This is a genomic window from Wolbachia endosymbiont (group B) of Hofmannophila pseudospretella, assembly GCF_964028515.1.
Lineage (GTDB): Bacteria > Pseudomonadota > Alphaproteobacteria > Rickettsiales > Anaplasmataceae > Wolbachia.
In genome coordinates, this window is sequence record NZ_OZ034788.1 from 316933 (window position 1) to 335791 (window position 18859).

17 protein-coding genes, 1 tRNA gene and 2 pseudogenes are annotated in these 18859 nt (G+C 35.0%); 5 read left to right on the top strand and 15 right to left on the bottom strand.

Annotation, left to right across the window (positions count from 1 at the left end):
* Positions 1 to 28 precede the first annotated feature (28 nt).
* Positions 29 to 848, bottom strand: a pseudogene (locus ABWU24_RS01490) (hypothetical protein).
* 117 nt (positions 849 to 965) lie between these two features.
* Between ABWU24_RS01490 and ABWU24_RS01495 the strand changes: the two are divergent.
* Positions 966 to 1971, top strand: a protein-coding gene (locus ABWU24_RS01495) for an IS630 family transposase (RefSeq protein ID WP_353274215.1) whose coding sequence is annotated in 2 segments (ribosomal slippage) — positions 966 to 1475 and positions 1477 to 1971 — 1005 coding nt in all. Because the reading frame shifts where the segments join, the coding sequence is not laid out codon by codon here.
* 538 nt (positions 1972 to 2509) lie between these two features.
* Here the strand turns inward: ABWU24_RS01495 and ABWU24_RS01500 are convergent.
* From ABWU24_RS01500 to ABWU24_RS01520, 5 genes and pseudogenes are all read right to left on the bottom strand, one after another.
* The gene (locus tag ABWU24_RS01500; protein ID WP_080600789.1) at positions 2510 to 2692 is read right to left on the bottom strand and encodes an IS3 family transposase; all 183 of its coding nucleotides are present in this window, start codon (positions 2690 to 2692) and stop codon (positions 2510 to 2512) included.
* Positions 2643 to 2894, bottom strand: a complete 252-nt coding sequence (locus ABWU24_RS01505; RefSeq protein WP_081600830.1) for a DDE-type integrase/transposase/recombinase — start codon at positions 2892 to 2894, stop codon at positions 2643 to 2645. The genes ABWU24_RS01500 and ABWU24_RS01505 overlap by 50 nt, the downstream gene beginning before the upstream one ends.
* Positions 2895 to 2907: 13 nt before the next feature.
* Positions 2908 to 3102 carry a hypothetical protein gene (locus ABWU24_RS01510; protein ID WP_051063888.1) on the bottom strand — a complete coding sequence of 65 codons (195 nt, stop codon included), beginning with the start codon at positions 3100 to 3102 and terminating at the stop codon, positions 2908 to 2910.
* Positions 3103 to 3120: 18 nt separating this feature from the next.
* A pseudogene (locus ABWU24_RS01515) lies at positions 3121 to 3381 on the bottom strand (IS3 family transposase); the annotation flags it as partial.
* A 14-nt stretch (positions 3382 to 3395) separates the two neighbouring features.
* Positions 3396 to 3656 (bottom strand): transposase, encoded by a 261-nt coding sequence (locus ABWU24_RS01520; protein WP_015588598.1) that lies wholly within the window; start codon positions 3654 to 3656, stop codon positions 3396 to 3398.
* Between the two features lie 118 nt (positions 3657 to 3774).
* On the opposite strand from ABWU24_RS01520, the gene ABWU24_RS01525 reads away from it, so the two are divergent.
* Positions 3775 to 4131, top strand: coding sequence for a hypothetical protein (locus ABWU24_RS01525; protein ID WP_015588597.1), 357 nt, complete (start codon positions 3775 to 3777; stop codon positions 4129 to 4131).
* A 117-nt stretch (positions 4132 to 4248) separates the two neighbouring features.
* Here the strand turns inward: ABWU24_RS01525 and metG are convergent, their stop codons facing one another.
* The 4 genes from metG to ABWU24_RS01550 all read right to left on the bottom strand — a co-directional run bounded on the left by metG (position 4249) and on the right by ABWU24_RS01550 (position 8558).
* Entirely contained in the window at positions 4249 to 5778 is a 1530-nt protein-coding gene (metG, locus tag ABWU24_RS01530; RefSeq protein ID WP_341815855.1) for a methionine--tRNA ligase, read from the bottom strand.
* 10 nt (positions 5779 to 5788) lie between these two features.
* The gene (locus ABWU24_RS01535) at positions 5789 to 6034 is read right to left on the bottom strand and encodes a hypothetical protein (RefSeq protein WP_135353054.1); all 246 of its coding nucleotides are present in this window, start codon (positions 6032 to 6034) and stop codon (positions 5789 to 5791) included.
* Between the two features lie 134 nt (positions 6035 to 6168).
* The gene (locus tag ABWU24_RS01545) at positions 6169 to 7071 is read right to left on the bottom strand and encodes a hypothetical protein (RefSeq protein WP_341815853.1); all 903 of its coding nucleotides are present in this window, start codon (positions 7069 to 7071) and stop codon (positions 6169 to 6171) included.
* 83 nt (positions 7072 to 7154) lie between these two features.
* A complete protein-coding gene (locus tag ABWU24_RS01550; RefSeq protein WP_135353053.1) occupies positions 7155 to 8558 on the bottom strand; it encodes an NAD(P)H-dependent flavin oxidoreductase in 1404 nt (467 codons plus the stop codon).
* 422 nt (positions 8559 to 8980) lie between these two features.
* Here ABWU24_RS01550 and coaE point away from each other — a divergent pair, with 422 nt between their 5' ends.
* Positions 8981 to 9559 carry a dephospho-CoA kinase gene (gene coaE, locus ABWU24_RS01555; RefSeq protein WP_135353052.1) on the top strand — a complete coding sequence of 193 codons (579 nt, stop codon included), beginning with the start codon at positions 8981 to 8983 and terminating at the stop codon, positions 9557 to 9559.
* On the opposite strand, the gene ABWU24_RS01560 is transcribed toward coaE, so the two are convergent.
* The 5 genes from ABWU24_RS01560 to ABWU24_RS01580 all read right to left on the bottom strand — a co-directional run bounded on the left by ABWU24_RS01560 (position 9549) and on the right by ABWU24_RS01580 (position 15479).
* A complete protein-coding gene (locus ABWU24_RS01560; RefSeq protein WP_353274329.1) occupies positions 9549 to 10733 on the bottom strand; it encodes a ribonuclease D in 1185 nt (394 codons plus the stop codon). The two genes, coaE and ABWU24_RS01560, sit on opposite strands and share 11 nt — an antisense overlap.
* An 84-nt stretch (positions 10734 to 10817) precedes the next feature.
* Entirely contained in the window at positions 10818 to 12137 is a 1320-nt protein-coding gene (locus ABWU24_RS01565; protein WP_015588591.1) for a dihydroorotase, read from the bottom strand.
* A gap of 98 nt (positions 12138 to 12235) precedes the next feature.
* Complete coding sequence (locus ABWU24_RS01570) at positions 12236 to 14674, bottom strand: lipase family protein (RefSeq protein WP_353274331.1); 2439 nt, start codon at positions 14672 to 14674, stop codon at positions 12236 to 12238.
* A 96-nt stretch (positions 14675 to 14770) separates the two neighbouring features.
* The gene (locus ABWU24_RS01575; RefSeq protein WP_063630587.1) at positions 14771 to 15373 is read right to left on the bottom strand and encodes an RDD family protein; all 603 of its coding nucleotides are present in this window, start codon (positions 15371 to 15373) and stop codon (positions 14771 to 14773) included.
* 23 nt (positions 15374 to 15396) lie between these two features.
* Positions 15397 to 15479 (bottom strand) — tRNA-Leu (locus ABWU24_RS01580).
* A gap of 102 nt (positions 15480 to 15581) precedes the next feature.
* Here ABWU24_RS01580 and ABWU24_RS01585 point away from each other — a divergent pair.
* Both ABWU24_RS01585 and ABWU24_RS01590 read left to right on the top strand, forming a co-directional pair.
* Complete coding sequence (locus tag ABWU24_RS01585; RefSeq protein ID WP_063630545.1) at positions 15582 to 17024, top strand: replicative DNA helicase; 1443 nt, start codon at positions 15582 to 15584, stop codon at positions 17022 to 17024.
* A gap of 347 nt (positions 17025 to 17371) precedes the next feature.
* Positions 17372 to 18859, top strand: a complete 1488-nt coding sequence (locus ABWU24_RS01590; protein ID WP_341815850.1) for a proton-conducting transporter membrane subunit — start codon at positions 17372 to 17374, stop codon at positions 18857 to 18859.

The window sequence follows — 18859 nt, forward strand, 5'->3', positions numbered from 1 at the left end:
TGGAACCTTAAAGTTGCCTGTAGACGCATTAAAGTTCTCTAAAGGTTTCTTTACTACCTTCACGTATTCTATTTACCCACGGAGACAATACTTCATTATTGCTAACCTCTTTTATAGCATACTTTTCACTCCATATGCCACATCTAGTGAAATTACCTTTCTCTACTGCTTCTTGAAGTTTCACTCCTCCAAAAAGGCAGTTTTTTCCTATTTCTTCGCCTCTTTTTTGTAACTCAGCCCACATTTCTTTGTTTTCTACTCTCACTTGTACTTGATCATATTTTTTTACATCGTGGTACAATATAATATTTAGCTGACCAATGCTTGTAGGAAATTCTAATATAATAGAGCTTTCATCTGACATATCGATATAGTTTCTTATACCTCCCTTCTCACTTTTAACCTCAACTGCATCATTGCCAATTTTTAAAATATTACTTCCTAAATCTCTCAGTATTTTGGCAACCTCTACTTTACTGTCCTCAGAAAATTCTATATATAATGTTGCATTGTCTATCTCGATATCTATTAATTCTCCTTCTTGAAGAGCACTTTCGCCAGCTTTCTCTAGTTCTTCTAGTCTCTCATCTATCTGTGGCTGAACTTCTGGCTGTAGCTCATTATAGATTTCACCTATCAATTTATTCTCCAATAAAGTATCATGAAACTCTGCACCGCTTAGCATTAATTTACGTATTAGCTTTTTACGATCAACCTTATCAAATTTATGAAAATGTGTACCTAATACTACATACTCTGCAAAACTCCATTCTCCGTCATCACATGCATTTATTCTTGCTCCTGTTGATTTTGTTTTCGCGAACTTCTCTACCAGGGAAAGGTGCTATTTCTTCAGGCTTTTTAGCCTTATTAATTTTGCTTATACCAATTCCCACTATATAAAGAACAGATAGACAATAATGGGAAAGAAGTGATACTAAAGTAGATAAAATAGAGAGGTATAAATGGCATTAAGGTCAAAACTATTAGACGAAAAAGTTGTAAATTTGGCGAAAGAAATGTTAAAAAAGGTCAGAAATAACGCATATGTTTCAAAAAAGTTACAAGCGGTGATAGCAGGAAAAGAAAGTAGTATAAGCGCTGTGGCAAGAATATGTAAAATTTCAAGGACTGCTTTGACTGAATGGATAAAGCATCTAAAATTTGGTAGAGTAGAAAGATTATTTTCCCCGTCTCAGCGGCGAAGAAAAAGCAAATTAAACAAAAATCAACGTGAGCAAATTGAAATATGGGTAGAAAGAAATCCAAATATTACTATTAAGGAAGTGCAAATAAAAATCTCAGAGGAATTTGGCCTAAACATTAGCAAATCAACAGTGCACCGTGAGATACAAAGGATGAAGTTTTCTTACATAACACCGAGGCCAATTCACCATAAACAAGATAAAAACAAGCAAGAAGAGTTTAAAAAATACTTCAATAAAATAGTCAATTCCCACCCTGAAAAGGAGGTATTTTTTTGATGAATCACGATTTGGAACTCATTCAAAAATCGGACACGGATGGTTTAAAAAAGGGGTCAGAACACAGGTTAAAATGAAAATTGGTAGACAAAATTTCTATATCTACAGTGCGGTAAATCCAAGAAGTGGTAAGAAAATTAGCCTACTTGCTCCATATGTAAACACTGATTGTATGAATATATTTCTGGAGCAGATGTCGAAAGATTTAGGCACGAAAGAAGCCTTTCTTGTAATGGATTGTGCAAGTTGGCATAGATCAAAAAGTTTGAAAATTCAGGAAAACATTACCATCATATACTTGCCTCCTTATTCACCGGAACTGAATCCTGTTGAAAGGTTGTGGCAATATATCAAATACAATACTTTACGCAATAGTATCTACGATACCATAGGTTTACTTGAAGATGTTTTGTGTAATTTTATTGTCAATATTTCCAGTACTACTATTAAACGAGTTTGTAATGTTTCTTATTTGTTCGGTCAGTAATGGATTTTGGTATTACAACCCCGTTTTTACCCAACAAGTTCTCACAAAGGTAGGTACTTTTGTGATTTTTTGGAAAGTAAATAAATGAATTTTCGTTAATGCTAAAGAAGGTATGTTTCTGTATTAATTAGGCTACAGTGAACTAAAGTGGTTAGTAATAACTTTATATGAATATACAAGGTATATGGTAAGTAACAAGCTATATCTTATTAGACATAGAGATCATGCTATTAAACGACATATCAAAGTAAATGGGAATAGATCTCCATATGATGGGGATTGGCCATACTGAGGAAACCGTTAAGCAAATTACCAGATCACGAGTAATAAAATTACTGAAGTTACAGCAAGGTAAATGTAATTATTGTTATCTTTGGCTTAGGTTTAACACATGTACATCATCAAGACCGCAATAGACGCACAATAATATGAAAAATCTATCCTTGCTTCATAAGCACTGCCACGATCAATTACATGGAAGTATGCATGACAAGTCACCTTACCAAGAAAAAGTAGAGAGGAAGTTAAGACGTTTTTGTCATGAAAATGATGCATCAAATTGTTCAGGGATGCAATAGTTAATAGTAGAATGACGTCGTTGTTTATTATAAAAAATTTCAATGTATTCAAATATGGCAGTTCTAGCTTGTTGAGCAGAGTGTTGTGAAGGATCAATAAGTAGCTCTCTTTTGAGTGAGCTTTTCTGCAGGTGAGTTATCATAACAACAACCCTTATGACTCATGCTAGAGATAATATTTTTCCTATTTAATAAGAATTGGTAATTTTTAGAAGTATATTGTGACCCTTGATCACTATGAAACAGTAGATCTTCGGTGGATTTTCGTTTATTAACAGCCATAAATAAAGGATCTATAATTAATTGTTTATCCATTGAACTACTCATTGACCAACCAACTACCATACGTGAATATAAGTCAATTATTGACTGCCAAATATATCCAGCCTTCTTTGGTTTTTATATAAGTAATATCAGTTACCCATACCTTATTGGGCTGGTCCGTAGTAAAATTTTGATCCAGGATATTTGGAGCTATAATCCTACTATCTGTTTGCTGTTTTTTAGTTTTGAATCTTCTTCTAAGCTTAGCTTGAATGCCATTTTTTTGCATTACATCTTGCGCTGTTTTGATGTTATAATTTTTGCCTAAAGCTTTTAGTTCAGCATGGATTTTAGGAGCTCCGCACCTGCATTGTGATGCTTGATATATTTTTTGAATATCTGCTAGAAGCTCCTCTCTTGCTAATTCTTTATTGCTTTTCTCCTGAGCAACCCATTTATAATAACCACAAGCAGATACATTTAAAACCCTACATAACTCCTGTATTTTATAGCTGCTTCTATGCTCTTTTATAAAAGAATATTTTACTCCTTTTGGCTGGCAAAATATCCCAGAGCTTTTTTTTAAATGTCTCTTTCCCTAGTTATTCTTGCTAACTCTTTCTTTAAGTAAAACCTTTCTTTGTCATAAGGAGCTAACTTTCCTTTGCCTGGAAATGCATCTACTCCAGACATTTTTTCATTATATTTTCTTACCCATCTGCTTAATAAATCTCCATTCATACCTAAATCTCTTGCTATTTTTGCTGACGGTTGACCTGTTTCTCTTACTAGTTTTATTGCTTCCAATTTAAACTCTATTGTATATTCCCTTCTGTTTCCCATACTACACCTCTTTGAAAAAACGTTCTATTTTAATTCAAAAACGTCTTAACTTCCTCTCTACTTTTTCTGGGTAAGGTCACTTAGCAATTTATTTAAAGAAGAAGGTAATCAACCAAAATTGCATGCAGTAGCAAAAGAAACAGGTGATCAACCAAAACTAAAAGATAGAACAACTCAGATTGTAAAATTTAGTAGTATTGCAACGTACGCATCAGTTATAGTAGCAGCTTTAGCATCAAAGTTGTTTCCAACTCCCGTATGTACTTTAGATCCTGCTTCTGGATTATCTGAGCAGCAGGCACATCTAGGCCAAGCTGATGGTAATTCTACTGTAAATTTACCATCTGCTCACCATGTACCTACTCCACAGACTATGTTGAAAAGTAAAGTTGATGAGTCTCACGAAATGTTAAATTCTTCTTTTAAGAGTGCTAAAAATAATTTCGGTGCATCTCAATCATTTCTTCCAAAGTAGATAACGGTATAGATACATCAAAACGTCAAGGCACTTTTTTTGACTCTGTTGAATTAAAAAGGCTAACTACAGAACGGCCAACTCAGTCTAGTCTTGTAACGGCTTACTAAGGATTTTTTAAATATCGATCCTCAAAAAAATCGGCGTAGGTTTAGGCAGTGTAATGCCTAAACTTACACATGCGTTGCACAGAGATTTTAAATCACGTTGTTCTTTTGGAATTTGCAATTGATCTAGTATCGTTTCTGCTGATCTGGGAACAATTGGCTGCAATAAAATACCAATTATTCTAATGTATTCGAGTAGTTTGTAAATTACTAAATTCATGTGCTCTCTGTCAGTTTTGCTTAACATCCAAGGTGCACTTTTATCTATGTAAGCGTTGGCTTTGGAAGAAATATTGATAATCAGAAGTATAATCTGGTTAAATTCATACTTTGATAGATGATCCATTACTTGATCAATTATGGCTTTGCAATCTGGTAGACTCTTATCATCTTTAAGCAAATTGCGATCGACCACTGGTACAACTCCAAAACATTGCTTGTGCAGAAATGAAATTGTTCTTTGCACTAAATTGCCTATATTGTTTGCCAGCTCTGAGTTTATGCGGCTGATCATGTTCTTCTTACTGAAATTACCATCTTGACCGAAACTTGCTTCCCGAAGGAGAAAATAGCGTAGTTGATCAACACCAAACTCTTCTGCAAGATCAATTGGATCTATAACGTTACCAAGGGATTTGGATATTTTTTCCCCCTCGTTTAGCCACCAACCATGAACTGCAATTTGCTTTGGCAGTGGTAAATCTGCTGCAAGAAGAATAGCTGGCCAGTATACAGCGTGAAAACGCAATATGTCTTTACCGATCACATGAACGTTGAAGGAGTTTGTCCAAAACTTCTTATATTCCTCATCTTCTATATTAGGAAAGCCTATTGATGTGAGATAGTTAGTGAGCGCATCTATCCAAACATAAATTACGTGCTTGTCATTCCCTGGTACTTTTATTCCCCGATTAAAACTAGTACGAGAAATCGAAAGGTCAGTCAGTCCTGATTTTACAAACGATACCACTTCATTTTTTCTGCTCTCAGGAAAGATAAAATTCGGCTGATTTTCATATAACTCCAGCAATTTGTTTTGCCAATTTGACAAGCGAAAAAAGTAGCTCTCTTCTTTTATCCACTGAACTTCAGCACCTGTTGGCGCTCTGCCATCTATCAACTCTGATTCCTGATAAAACGCTTCATCACGAACTGAATACCAACCTGAGTAAGAATCCAGATATATTTGCCCTCTCTCTTCAAGCCTATTCCATAGAGCTATAACTGCTTTTTCATGACGTTCTTCTGTAGTGCGAATAAAATCATCATAATCAAGGTTCATTAGCTCAGCCAATTTTCTGAATGTAACACTTATTTCATCTGTAAATTCTTTTGGCTCTATTCCCTTTACCTTAGCCGCTTTTTCAATTTTCTGTCCATGTTCATCCGTACCAGTAGTAAATTTGACGTTCTTTTCAGCTAGTTTCATAAATCTAGCTGCAACATCACAGATAAGGGAAGTATATGCGTGGCCGATGTGTGGCTTGTCGTTTACGTAATATATTGGCGTAGTGACGTAAAAGCTCTCAAATTGCTCCATTTTGTACTGTTTAAAGCTTTATCGTATCTGCACTAGTAATAAAAATCAATATATATCCTATCATACAAGCAATCTGAAAATCCATTATACCGCTGCGTTTTGCAGCGGTATCCTGTAAGTAATTTACGCTTGAGGGTAAGCAGTTTGCTGTCCATAACCTCACAACTGTACGAACATTCGTCTGTGAAAGTAGTGTGTTAAATACTATAGCAGATTTTGCCTCAAACACACAGATGTCATCCCAGTGCCCAGACACTGGGATCCAGAAAAATTAATTGTAAACAAATGACTATACAACATTTTCAATAAAATCACAAAAAAGCTGGATTCCAGTGTCAAGCACTGAACATTTGCTGTGCAATTTACCTTTCAAAATGAATGTTCGTATAGCTATATTCCATGATCTCCAAAATTTTTTTCCTGATAAGAATTGCTAAACTCACTTTGAGGAGGAGCACTTGGAGCAGCATTAGGACCTTGAGGAGAGTAAGGAGGTGGTGGTTCACGATGAGAAGGATCTCCAAAGCTATGCCCAGGTCCTCGTTTATGATAATCAGCTACCACTTCTTTAGCTTTCTCAATATCTTCTGACTCTTTCTCATGTTTCATATGAAAAGCCACACCACCAGCAAGACACACAAGAGAATTAATGCCAAGAATGACTAAACCCCAAACTGGTAAGACTGGGTTAATAGCGCAACCTATCAAAGCTGCTAAAGAAATTGCACCAACTGCAAATTCTATATTTCTGAACATTTTAAGTTTATTATCCAGGTAATCTACCTTTTCTGATTTTCTAGCCGTTTTTTCGCTGCTGTTGTACCACACACACATTAAAGCATGGAAAGCAACACACGCAACTACAGCTACTATCCCTAAAGCTAATAATTTCCTGTTGTCTTCTGCGTCTTTTTTCTTATCTTCTCTGCTTGGCTGGTTACTGCTACCGGAACCAAGGTTATTTATCACTGTAGTATGACCAGTATTACCACTAAACAGGCTACGAAGTAGAAAATAATCCCAAAAATCTAAACCTCTATTATTGTGTACATGTACGTGTGTAACCTGAGGGCTTGTAGGTTGTTGCCTACTATCACGTCGATCACTTCCTATATTGTGTTCATTAGTTAGGTTATAGCGCCTAAATTCCTTATACGCATCTTCAAAATTTTTATCACTCCAGTTCTCAATATTTTGCATACCACGAGAACGTAAAAATTCTTGAACATTATTGTCACTGCCATTTTCTTTTATATAGGCAAGTGCATACCTTTTTAAAACACTACCGCGCATAGATATTCTCCTCAAATTAAGATTAAATTAATAAACAATTATTACTATAAATTATATAGAATAATGTCTTTTTGTCAAGTTAGTCATAAACCTGTCAATATTCTTTCCACCAGCTCCTTTACTGTTGGTACGTTGCCATTCTCATAAAATGGGTCTTGCTTAAATTTGTACACATTGTGTCCAGAAAACATAAGTTCATTTTCAATATCACCGTCATGTATAATGTTTTGCAGTGTCTTTTGTATACAGAAGCTTCGTGGATCTGGTTTTCGCCCTGTTGAATGGTCACCATGATCTTTCCAATTGCTAAATAAGCAGTGACTCAAACATCCCATGCAATTAATTTGATCTTGTCTTATTTCCGCAAATTTGCCTGGTGTCACAAAAATAACAGTTGTATCTGGAGTTTTCATTACCTCTGTATACCCTGCTTTAATCCATGCATTTGCTAGCTCTTTGTCTTTTGCAATGAGGTAAATCTTTCTACCTCTGCTACCCATTGCAAATTCATTATTAAACTCTCCACTCACACTTTCTGAAAATTTCATTTGACGTGAATTTCGTTCCTGTAGCTCATGTATGAAGCTATTTCTTACTGCAGATGAGTAAAATCCTGTTGGACTAAATTTGTTTAAAAATACATCACCTTCTTCTAAAGTAAGTAACTTCTTTTTCCATTCTGTAGAAATCGGACTTTCTTTTGTTAAAAGTGGACGAGTGCCAAACTGAAAAGCTATTGGTCCGATTTGTAAATTGTCAAACCAATGTTCCCAATCCTTCAAATTCCACACTCCCCCCGCCATAACAATTGGCGTTTCAGAAAGACCGACTTCATTCATGAAAGATCTAAGCTCTGCAACTCTTTCAAATGGAGCCTGTGATAATTCTGGATCTTCACTATTACTGAGTCCATTGTGACCACCAGCAAGCCACGGATCCTCATATACTACTCCACCAAGTAAAAAAGAAGATATTTTTTGGTAAGCACGTTTCCACAACGCTTTAAAAGCGCGCGCCGATGAGATAATAGGGTAGTAATAAACTTGATATTTAGCTGCAATTTCTCCAAGCCTGTAAGGCATACCAGCACCGCAAGTGATGCCATGAACTAAGCCTTTTGCTTTTTCTAATATGCCATGAAGGACTTGTTCTGCTGCTCCCATTTCCCAAAGCACGTTCATATGTATTCTTCCACGGCCCTTTGATATTTCATTCGCTATTTTTGCTTGACTAACTCCAGCCTCAATACTATACTTGATTAACTCTTCATGCTTTTCATTTCTTGTTTTACCTTTATAAATTAGTGGTACCAGCTCGCCATTGTCATCGATAAGTTTAGCATTTGCACCAGAAAACGTACCAACAGCATCTGCTGCAGCAAATGCTCCACTTGATCTTCCGTCACTAATTGCAATGCCTTTGCCACCTTCGATAATCGGCCACACTTCTTTTCCTGAAATCACTATCTTTTTTATCTTATTTTTCAAAATTTCCTCTTAATCTTTCACTCTATTTTACTTAATTACTAAAAAAATAATAGCTTTTCTTTTTTCTTGTATCATCAGAGCCTCTATAGCTAACAAAGCCTATCCTATACACGCTGCACAAATATTGTAGTTTGAGAGCAATTTCCACCGGAAGGGTGTCATTCCAGTGCTTGACGCTGGAATCCAGTTTTTGATCAAAAATGTTGCTATAGTGCACAATCAATTTTCCTGGATCCCAGTGTCTGGGCACTGGGATGACATCTTTGTGTTTGAGGCAAAATCGGCTATAACATTTAACACACTGCCTTCGCAAATAAATGTTCGTATAGTTATGTGCTTGACATTGGGATCTAGAAAATCTAGTTAATATATATAGAGAAACCTTAGCTATAGTTTCAAAAGAAGTTAATGCATTTTGCTATATGATCATAGGTTTAACAGGTGGAATTGCAGTCGGAAAGAGCTTTGTAGCCAATTGCTTTAAAGAATTTGGTGCCGCTTTGTTTGATGCCGACTCTGTCGTGCACCAGCTTTATAAAGTAAACAAAAACATAATAAGTTACGCAGAAGAAAAATTTCCTGGGGTGATAGTAAATGGAAAAATAGATAGAACAGTATTATCTAAATATTTTTTAGCTTATGATGAAAATTGGAAGCAATTTCAGTCTTTAGTGCATTCCGCTGTGCGAAATGAATTAGAAATTTTTATTGCTCAGGAGAAAGAAAACGACGGAAAATTTCTAGTTCTAGACATTCCACTCCTGCTGGAAACTAGATTCCGTTCATATTGCGATTTTATTGTCTTTATCCATGCAGATAGCGCTGTACAAGCTCAAAGGATCAGTGAGCGTAATATGGATAAAAAAAAGCTGGATCTAATGTCTAGTATTCAGCTACCTATTGAAGAAAAAAAGCAAATGAGCGACTTTATCATCAATACCAGCGCAAATGTTCTTTCTCAAGTGAAAGATATAATAAACTCGTTAGACCTCAACACGTGATACGGTTATTCTCCACAAGATTACTCTGAATTTTAGCTATACTATCAGCAGATTTTACCATTAAAATTTCAAACCTTGAGCCTACATTCAAAAACGATTCTACTGATCTGCCGAAAAAATCATATCTCCATCCCTTGAATAGTTTATCTATCTGCCCAGATATTGAGCCAGCTAACTCAGCTTTTGATGAAATTAACTTTCTTGATATGTTATTTTCCTTACATTTGCTCTCCAAAATAATCGAGAGTATATCAAATACAGATTTATCATAATTATCTGACAGAGTATAATTTTGCTGCACAAATTCCTTCTCATTCTCATTAAAAATATCTATAAATTCTAATAAATCTTCCTCTTTTATATTTTTTGTGTTTCTCTTAAGGTCATCTAAAATATCATCAATATGTTCCACGTTTTTTTCAATTAAACCAGTTACTACGGCATTATTGACTACCTTATTACGATTTATATTGTAACGCTGTGCTAAGGTCTCTTGCCACTCACTAACTGCTTTAACAGTTAACATCAACCTTGGATTTGCTTCATAATTAAATTTAATCCTCTTCCATGCATCTTTTGGATTATGCAAATACTTATTGACATCAACTATTGATTCCATCTCTTCTTGAAACCAGCCCATCCTATTATCTTCTTCAAGTTTATTGCACAATATTTGGTGTAGGTCATATAGGTGTATAACGTCATTTACTGCATAATCTAATTGATCCTCAGATAATGGCCGTTTTAACCAGTCTGAATTTTTAGCTTTAATTTTATCCAGCGCTACCCCCTGATATTGCTCTACTACTTTTGAATAACCAATAAAGTCGTGATAATAATGACAAAACATAGCAGCAACTTGGGTATCAAAAATGGGAGTGGGAACACATTTAAGTACGGTGAGTAAGGATTCTATGTCTTGCCGACAACTATGAAACACTTTGGTTATGTCTCGATTCAGCATTATCTTCTTAATGAGCGATAAGTCAATCTCTGGCACTAGTATATCTACAATAAAACTCTTATCTCCGTAAGAAATTTGCATTAGCGACAATCTTGGGTAATAGGTTAAATTGTTTCTAATGAACTCCGTGTCCACTGCTATAAATTTTGGCTCTTTTGCTATCAATTCTTCACACGCATTCTTCAGTTCCAATGTCGTATTAATTAGCATATATTTTTTATTCAGTGGCTATATTTTACCACTTATATTAAATCTTTACAATTAGTTGAAATTTAAAGCACAACTATATGATAACTAACTCTTCCGTAAGTACACAGTTTTGCCAGACACAACAGTACGTACTACGTGCCCTTTTACTTTGCGTCCATCGAAAGGGGAATTTTTTGATTTACTAGCAAAGTTGTCAACTTTAATTTTCCATTCATGATCCAAATCAACTAAAATTAAGTCCGCTGCAAGGTTTTTCTGTACGCGGCCACGTGGCACATGTATGATATCTGCAGGCTTATATGTCAATTTTGCAAGCACATCAAGTAGACCCATTTGTCCACTGTGATATAGTTCAAGTGAAATGGGCAGCATTGTTTCAAGGCCAACAATACCAAATGCAGCATTTTCAAGTGGAAGATCTTTAGAACTAAGATCATGCGGAGCATGATCGGTTGCAATACAATCAATCACACCTGTCTTTAAACCTTCAATCATAGCTAAACGATCTTCCTCTGTACGCAGTGGCGGATTCATTTTTGCGATTGCTCCATGTTGCTTTACTATATCTTCAGTTAAAGTAAAGTGATGAGGAGTTACTTCACATGTAACATTTAACCCCAAATCTTTCGCTCGTTTAATAGCATCAAGTGAATCTTTTGAAGAAACATGTAAAATATGATAGTGTACATTTTCTATGTCCTTCATTAGCAGTATATCACGAGTTACCATAACCGATTCTGATGCACTCAAGATTCCCTTTACTCCCAATTCTTCAGAAATCTTACCCTCATTAATTGCGCCACCAGCAGATAGATTTAAATCTTCTGCATGTTGAGCAATAGGAACACCAAGCATACTTGAATAAAGCAGTGCCTGTCTCATAATCATTGGATTCATAACTGGCATACCATCATCGGTGAACCCAACCGCACCTGCTTCCTTTAAAAGCGCCATTTCAGTTAATTTTTCTTCCGAAGTGGTAATTTTGGCGTAAAATTCAACATTCACATGTGAAGTTTCAAGTGCTCTATATTTCAAATATTTAGCCAAGACAACACTATCAATCGCTGGAACAGTGTTTGGCTGACAAACTACGGTTGTAACGCCTCCTGCAGCCGCAGATTTGCTGCCTGTATGTATAGTTTCTTTATGCTCTTGACCTGGTTCACGAAAATGTACGTGAATGTCAATAAGGCCTGGCATTAGAACAAGCCCTTCACAGTCTATTGTTTCATCAACCCCACTTGTTGAAAATAATGATTTACCAAAATCAATAATTTTATCCCCTTCAGTCAATAAGGAACCTTTTATATCAAGTTTAGTTTCCGGGTCAATAATACGAGCATTAGTATACGCAATTTTATAGCCTTCCTTTTGGCCTTTCTGCAATAAATTCCAAATCATATTTGAGTATCAATTATAAAATAAATCTAAAGTTTTTTTAGTAAAACACAACCAAATTAAAGTGATGGTATAATAACTAGCAATGAAGGATATTTAAATTAATACTCAAGCAGCCGTTCTATTCTATAAATATCATTTTCGATTTTGACATTATCAAGTGCTGTGTTTGCCTTATACGCACAGTAACATCCTACTGCATGAAAAGTTAATGCAGCAGCAAGCGAAACACACATTGCTAAATGAACCATTGTTAAACTTGTGGGAGTGTTAAACAAACTTGTACCAACAGCAAATGCTCCAAATAATACAAAAGAAACAGAAGAATAATTACCTTGCCTTTTACTGTAAGTTCTTGCTTTCAAGAATTTTTCACTTAGCTCTTCATTCTTGCTTTCAAATTGCTTCTGTAGACTCTTCTCTAGTACTTCACTTTTGTTTTCAATTTCTTGCAGCTTTGTCTTTAAGTCGTTATTTTCATTTTCGCGTTGCATTATTTGATCAGTGAACGATTGTCTTGCATCATTCAGCTGCCCTTCCAATTGATTGTTTTGTATAGTCATTTGATCTACTTGATCTTTTAGCTTTGCAATCTCTTTTTTCTTCTTTTCAAGCTGAACTCTTGCTTCATTAGATTCTTTGCTAAGTTGCATGACTTTACTAGTTTCTTCAGCTAGTTTTTGCTCTGATTCTACAAGTTGAACTTCTGTTTGCTCACATTTCCCTTCAAGCTCCCTTGCTTGACTAGACAAATTACTATTTTCCTGTTCAAGTTGAGCTTTTACTCCCCTTAGCCCTCCCTCACTCTCTCTGAATTGAGCTTTAGCATCCCTCAGCTCTTTTTCTGCAAATTCTACCTTTTCTTCTAGCTTAGTTTTTGCTTCCTCAAGTTTCTCCAGTCGATTAGCCAGATTACTATTCTTTCTTTCTAATTCAGCATTTGTTTCCTTAAGTTCCTTTATAGTATCATTAAGCTTAGTTACTTTTTTAGTCTGTCCATTCAACTCTGCTTTCTTTTTTGCAAGCTGATCTTCTATCCTTCGTAGTGCTTCAGTAAGTTTATCTACTTGATCACTAAATTTACTAGCCTTCTGTTGTTCTTGTGTTAACTTTTCACTTGCACCCTTACGCTCCTGTTCTAACTGAATTTGTGCGCTCTTAAATTCCTCAGTTTTTTCAGCCAAGCTTTGTTGTATACTCTTTAACCTTTTCTCTAATTGAGTTTTGTCGTTAGTAAGCTGAGCTACTTCTTGTCCTAGTCGTTTAATTTTCTCTTCTAATTTTGGAGCATATTCAATTGGTATCTCAGAAGGCTTAATGCCTTTATTTTCTTCTCTGACTTCTTCAAAGAATTCCTTATCATCCACATCGACATATGACAAAACTGCATGGTAAAATAGGCCACAAATATAAGCAATATGGCGATACTTAGATGGATTATTATCTGATTTAAAATTTTCCCGCTGTACTTCCTGAATAAGGTTATAATAGGTGTCAATTTTATGATAGTGTGGCTCTAAATACTCTAGAGTTTTACCCGTTTCTAATTTTAATGGTTTACCGACATGTTTATAGTGCATACCGGCATTACCATGTGGCAAACATGGTACCGGATCTGATTGACAAGCTACCCTAATAGTCTTATTTCCAAGACACTTATCGTAAACGTCAGCTGCACCATTGTAGAATACTCTTGGGGAGCCAAAAGTTGCAACATGAACATCTTCGGCATCTTCTGTTTTATTAAGACATAAAGCAGCTATACTAGCAAGAGCACCCCCCATGCTATGACCTGTAACATTAATTTTCAAATCTTTGATTGCTAATCCTTTATCATTAGCATGCCCTTTTAATATCTTATGCACACTGGGCCAAGAGCGTTTGAATAAAGAGTAAAAACCAGAATGGACACGATGATCTTCAGGTAAAAATGACAATTTAGCTAAAGATGCACGAAGATCTTCCTTTACATCATTTAAATCACGAGTGCCGTGATAAGCTATAGTTACTTCCTTATCTTTAATAAAAATATAACCAGCATCTCGATTATATGAATTGCTACCAGTTAAAGCATAGCCAATATCATGTTGTTCTAATTTATAATCAGTATCCAAAGAATACTTGTCTTCGATGAGATCATTGTCGTAAAATCTTATAATCTGATAACCTTCTTCTTCAAACTGTCTTTTAGTTTTATATTTACCTTTTTCTAATTTTCTATCCACATTACCATAGGAAATTTTGCTGAAGGTACACATTTCTAGTAATTTTTCTTCATCAAATCCTGCAATTTGCCCTTTTATCAGATCAGCAAGGTCAGAAGCATTCTTTAACTCAGCATCTTTAAAATCTTCTATCTTCTTCCATGCTTTAACTAGGTCAGAAGTTCCTAGCCCATTAAGGTTAAAACTTTGAGCTTCTAATTCGTTCTTAAATGGTTCTAGCGCCTCAATTGCGCATTCTTTTATTTCATTACCACCAATATGTACAATACTATCGCTAATAGAATCCATACTTTGACAATGAGTAATACTTGGCATATTTTTTACCTACTATTTCATTTTAGTATATCATTAATTAATGATATACTAAAATTAATCAATAAAGCTATTAAAATTTTCTTATTTTTAACGAATTTAGTTCATTTTATCACGCTTAAGACTCTTATTTATGACAACCACTGTGTCTGCGATCTTATCATGCCAAGTTTGGCAACGTTTGTCGAAGCTTGCCCATATGAAACCTAAGAATAGTGGTGCAGTTGACAATATAAAGGAAAAAAACCTCTTTATTGCTTGTTTTGGAGTCAATTTTTCAAAAGTTTGTGCATTTACAACTCTGAGTCCAAGTAATAACTTTCCAGGTGTAGCGCCAAATCTTATCCACATATATGCTACATAACTAAAAAGCATAATAAATTGAACTATCTGATTTAGAATTAGTAACTTGATTAGCTTACTCTGCATTGCTGTTTCCTCTGCAGATAGTGGTACCTGCATTTGATATTTTGCAGCAATTTGGCCTAATATTTTACTGCTCTCTGAGCTCATGAAGAGTTGATTTAAGGCCTGACCGCAAAACTGCAAAAATAAAACGATGATGATTAAATCAAGCAGCACTGACAAATAGCGTCTAAGTCCCGTTACATAGCATATTCCATTATCATCCTTTTTCACTTTTTGAATAGCATTTATAGAAGAAAGAATGGAAAATAAACGATTAAAAATTTTATGTAACATATATGCATTTTCCAATGTTTGAGTGCCCCTGGCCGGACTTGAACCAGCATGCTTTTGCAAGCAACAGATTTTGAGTCTGCCGTGTCTACCATTCCACCACAGGGGCCTACTTTAATGCTATAAGCAACACAAGATTAGTCAAATTTTTTATCTTTTAAGTAAGGACTGAATATTCTACAATAATCAATCATTACTCTGAAAACTTAAAATGAATGAATTAGCTAATCTTATTGATTCAAGAGAAGAAATATGTAAATTGCCACACAATTTAGAAGCAGAGCAAATGCTCATTGGTGCAATGATTCGTGATAATAGAATTTGTGATGCAGTTGAAGATATAATTGCAGCAGACAATTTCTATGATCCACTACATCAAAGCATTTTTACCCAGATATCTAAAACCAGAAAACACGGCATAGTTGCCAATGAACTAAGCCTTAAGATGTTTTTTGAAAATGATAAAGCATTTGCCGAATGTGGTGGAGTTGAGTACCTAGCAAAACTTGCAGCAAAGGCAAGCATTGCGCTTGATATCTATAGCTTGACCAGAATAATCCGTGATACTTATTTAAGGAGATGCTTAATCAAGCTCGGGCAGGAGATAGTTGACGATAGTTACAACTACGACATTGAAAATCCTGCACAGTTACAAATTGAGCAGGCAATGACAAAATTGTTCAACTTAGCAGTAAAAAAGCAAGGTGATAAGACATATATAAAGCTTGCAAGTTCAATTAAAGATGTGGTTGAGAAGATCAGCAAGCTGAAGAATAACCCAGAGGCTCTAGGTATTACAACCGGACTTCAAGATCTAAACCAGCTTCTTGGTGGTTTGCAGAAATCTGATCTGTTAATTATAGCTGCAAGGCCCTCAATGGGAAAGACAGCATTGGCACTGAACATCGCACTTAACGCTTGTAAGATTTTGCAAAAAAGAACAGATAAACAACACTACGTAGCTTTTTTCTCACTTGAAATGTCAGCAGAGCAATTAACCGCAAGATTGATTACTATAGATTCAGGCATTGGTTATTATAAGGCACTGACTGGGAGAATTAGTGATTTTGAATTACATGAATTCATTAATGCTAGTACAGGTCTATCAGAATTACCTTTCATAATAGACGATACTCCTGCTCTATCAATTAGTGCCCTTCGTACCAGAATACGACTGCTATATCAACTATACAATGTAGAGGTGGTATTTATCGATTATCTGCAATTAATTCGAGGAACAACAAAAAGGAGTAGTGAAAATAGAGTGCAAGAAATCTCAGAAGTGACGCAGGGTTTAAAAGCAATTGCAAAGGAACTAAATATTCCCATTGTTGCACTATCACAGCTCTCTCGTTCTGTTGAGCAAAGGGATGATAAAAAACCACAACTTTCTGATTTACGTGATTCAGGAAGCATAGAGCAGGATGCGGATATAGTAATGTTCCTCTATAGAGAAGAATATTATGAATTAAGAAAGCAACCAAATGAAGGAAGTAATAAACATCGAGAGTGGCAAGAGAAAATGGAGAAAATTAGAAATATTGCAGAGCTGATCATTGCAAAACAAAGAAACGGGCCAATTGGCAGTGTGAAGCTACATTTTGACTCCAATAGAGGTGCATTTAAAGATTATACAGAAAGATATAGTCTGTAGCGGTTTTGAGTAATTCTGGAAGTGTTTAACAAACCATACGTGCCAAATTAAGAAGCTATCGTGAAACATAGCAATATTTAAGATTGGCATTTTATTTGTTACATTTATTTTTTTAGGAAATTCTTATCTAGGATAAGATAATCTTTTAGAAAGATCTATAAATTACTAACCTTATTACTTAATATATAAAATAGTTTTTTCTTATTTCCTTTCTTCCTTACGCCACTTTTTCTTAACTTGATGCGTATGGTTTATTTAACACTTCCGATATACAACTAAAAAATAGCAAATTCTCTATAACTTGAATATAATTTTAGCTTTACCTAAACAGAAAGATGAATTACTTAATGGATTTTGTTTTAATATCTCTTTCCTTGCCACTTTTTATTACTGAGAATTATTTGTTAATTACTGCGTTGATCCCACTTTTAAGTGCATTAGCTATTTCTTTTACTAGTAAATGGCCCAGAGTGAACAATAGCATTACTGTTGTTTCTTCTATGCTTCTATTTGCGTATACATCTCTATGCACTTTATATTTGGTGTATGGTGATCATTCTCAATTTATTCTCATGGACTTTGGTAATAATTTGCATATTAGTTTAAAGTTAGAGTCTAGTGGAGCAATATTCAGTTTATTAATATCATTTTTGTGGGTACTAACCAGTATATATGCAATATGTTATATGCGAAATAACTATGCTGATAGTAACTACTCGAGTTTTCTATGCTTTTTTTCAATAGCGATTAGCTGTGCAATGTTTATTGCTTTTTCTGGAGATTTGCTCACTACATTTGTCTTTTACGAGCTTCTAACTATTAGTACATACCCTCTGATTACTTACAATTCAACAAATGAATCAGTAATTGCAGGACGCTATTACTTTGGTTTACTATTTTTCTCTTCTTTAGTGTTATTTTTTCCTGCAATAGGCCTCTTATATAATGAATTCCATACTTTAGACTTTGTAAGAGGTGGAATATTCAAGTTTGATACTTCGTTCATAACTTTTATTGCAGTGTGTTTTGCTATGCTGATTTATGGAATAGGAAAAGCTGCATTAATGCCAATGCATTTTTGGTTGCCAAAAGCAATGGTTGCACCAACTCCTGTAAGCGCACTACTACATGCTGTTGCTGTTGTGAAATCAGGAGTGTTCATCATCATCAAAGTTATATTATACACTTTTGGCATCGATAATATGCAACGTTTTGCACAGCAAAGTTGGTTTGCTGGAGGATGGCTTCCGTACGCTGCTGGATTTACTATTATTACTGCATCGTTAATTGCATTAAAGCAAAAGGAATTAAAGAAATTGCTTGCTTATTCTACTATCTCTCAGTTGTCATATATTATATTGTTCGCTTCAATTTTTAGTGAATTTAGCATGAGGGTTGCAATTTTTCAATTAGTTTGCCACGCATTTGCAAAAATCACTTTGTTTTTCACTGCTGGAGCAATAATAACGAAAACAGGTGAGAAATACATAGATAGAATTCACGGTATAGGACGTAGTATGCCAATTAGTATGATAGCATTTACTATAGGTGCATTGTCCATGATAGGGGTACCACCTGCTCCGACTTTTTGGAGCAAATTTTTCATTTTTCAAGCTGTTTTTAACTCTAGTAATGTAACACTTTCTGTATTTGTAGCTCTGGTGTTAATTGTCAGTACTATACTCAACGCTCTATACTTCTTACCGATAATTTACAATGCCTTTTTCTTAAAACCTTCTAGAAATTATTTTATTAAAAAGACACCAATGCTTCTAATTTTACCTCCAGTTGTTACTGCTGTATGCACTTTAGTTATTTTTTTAGCTACCAAGTAA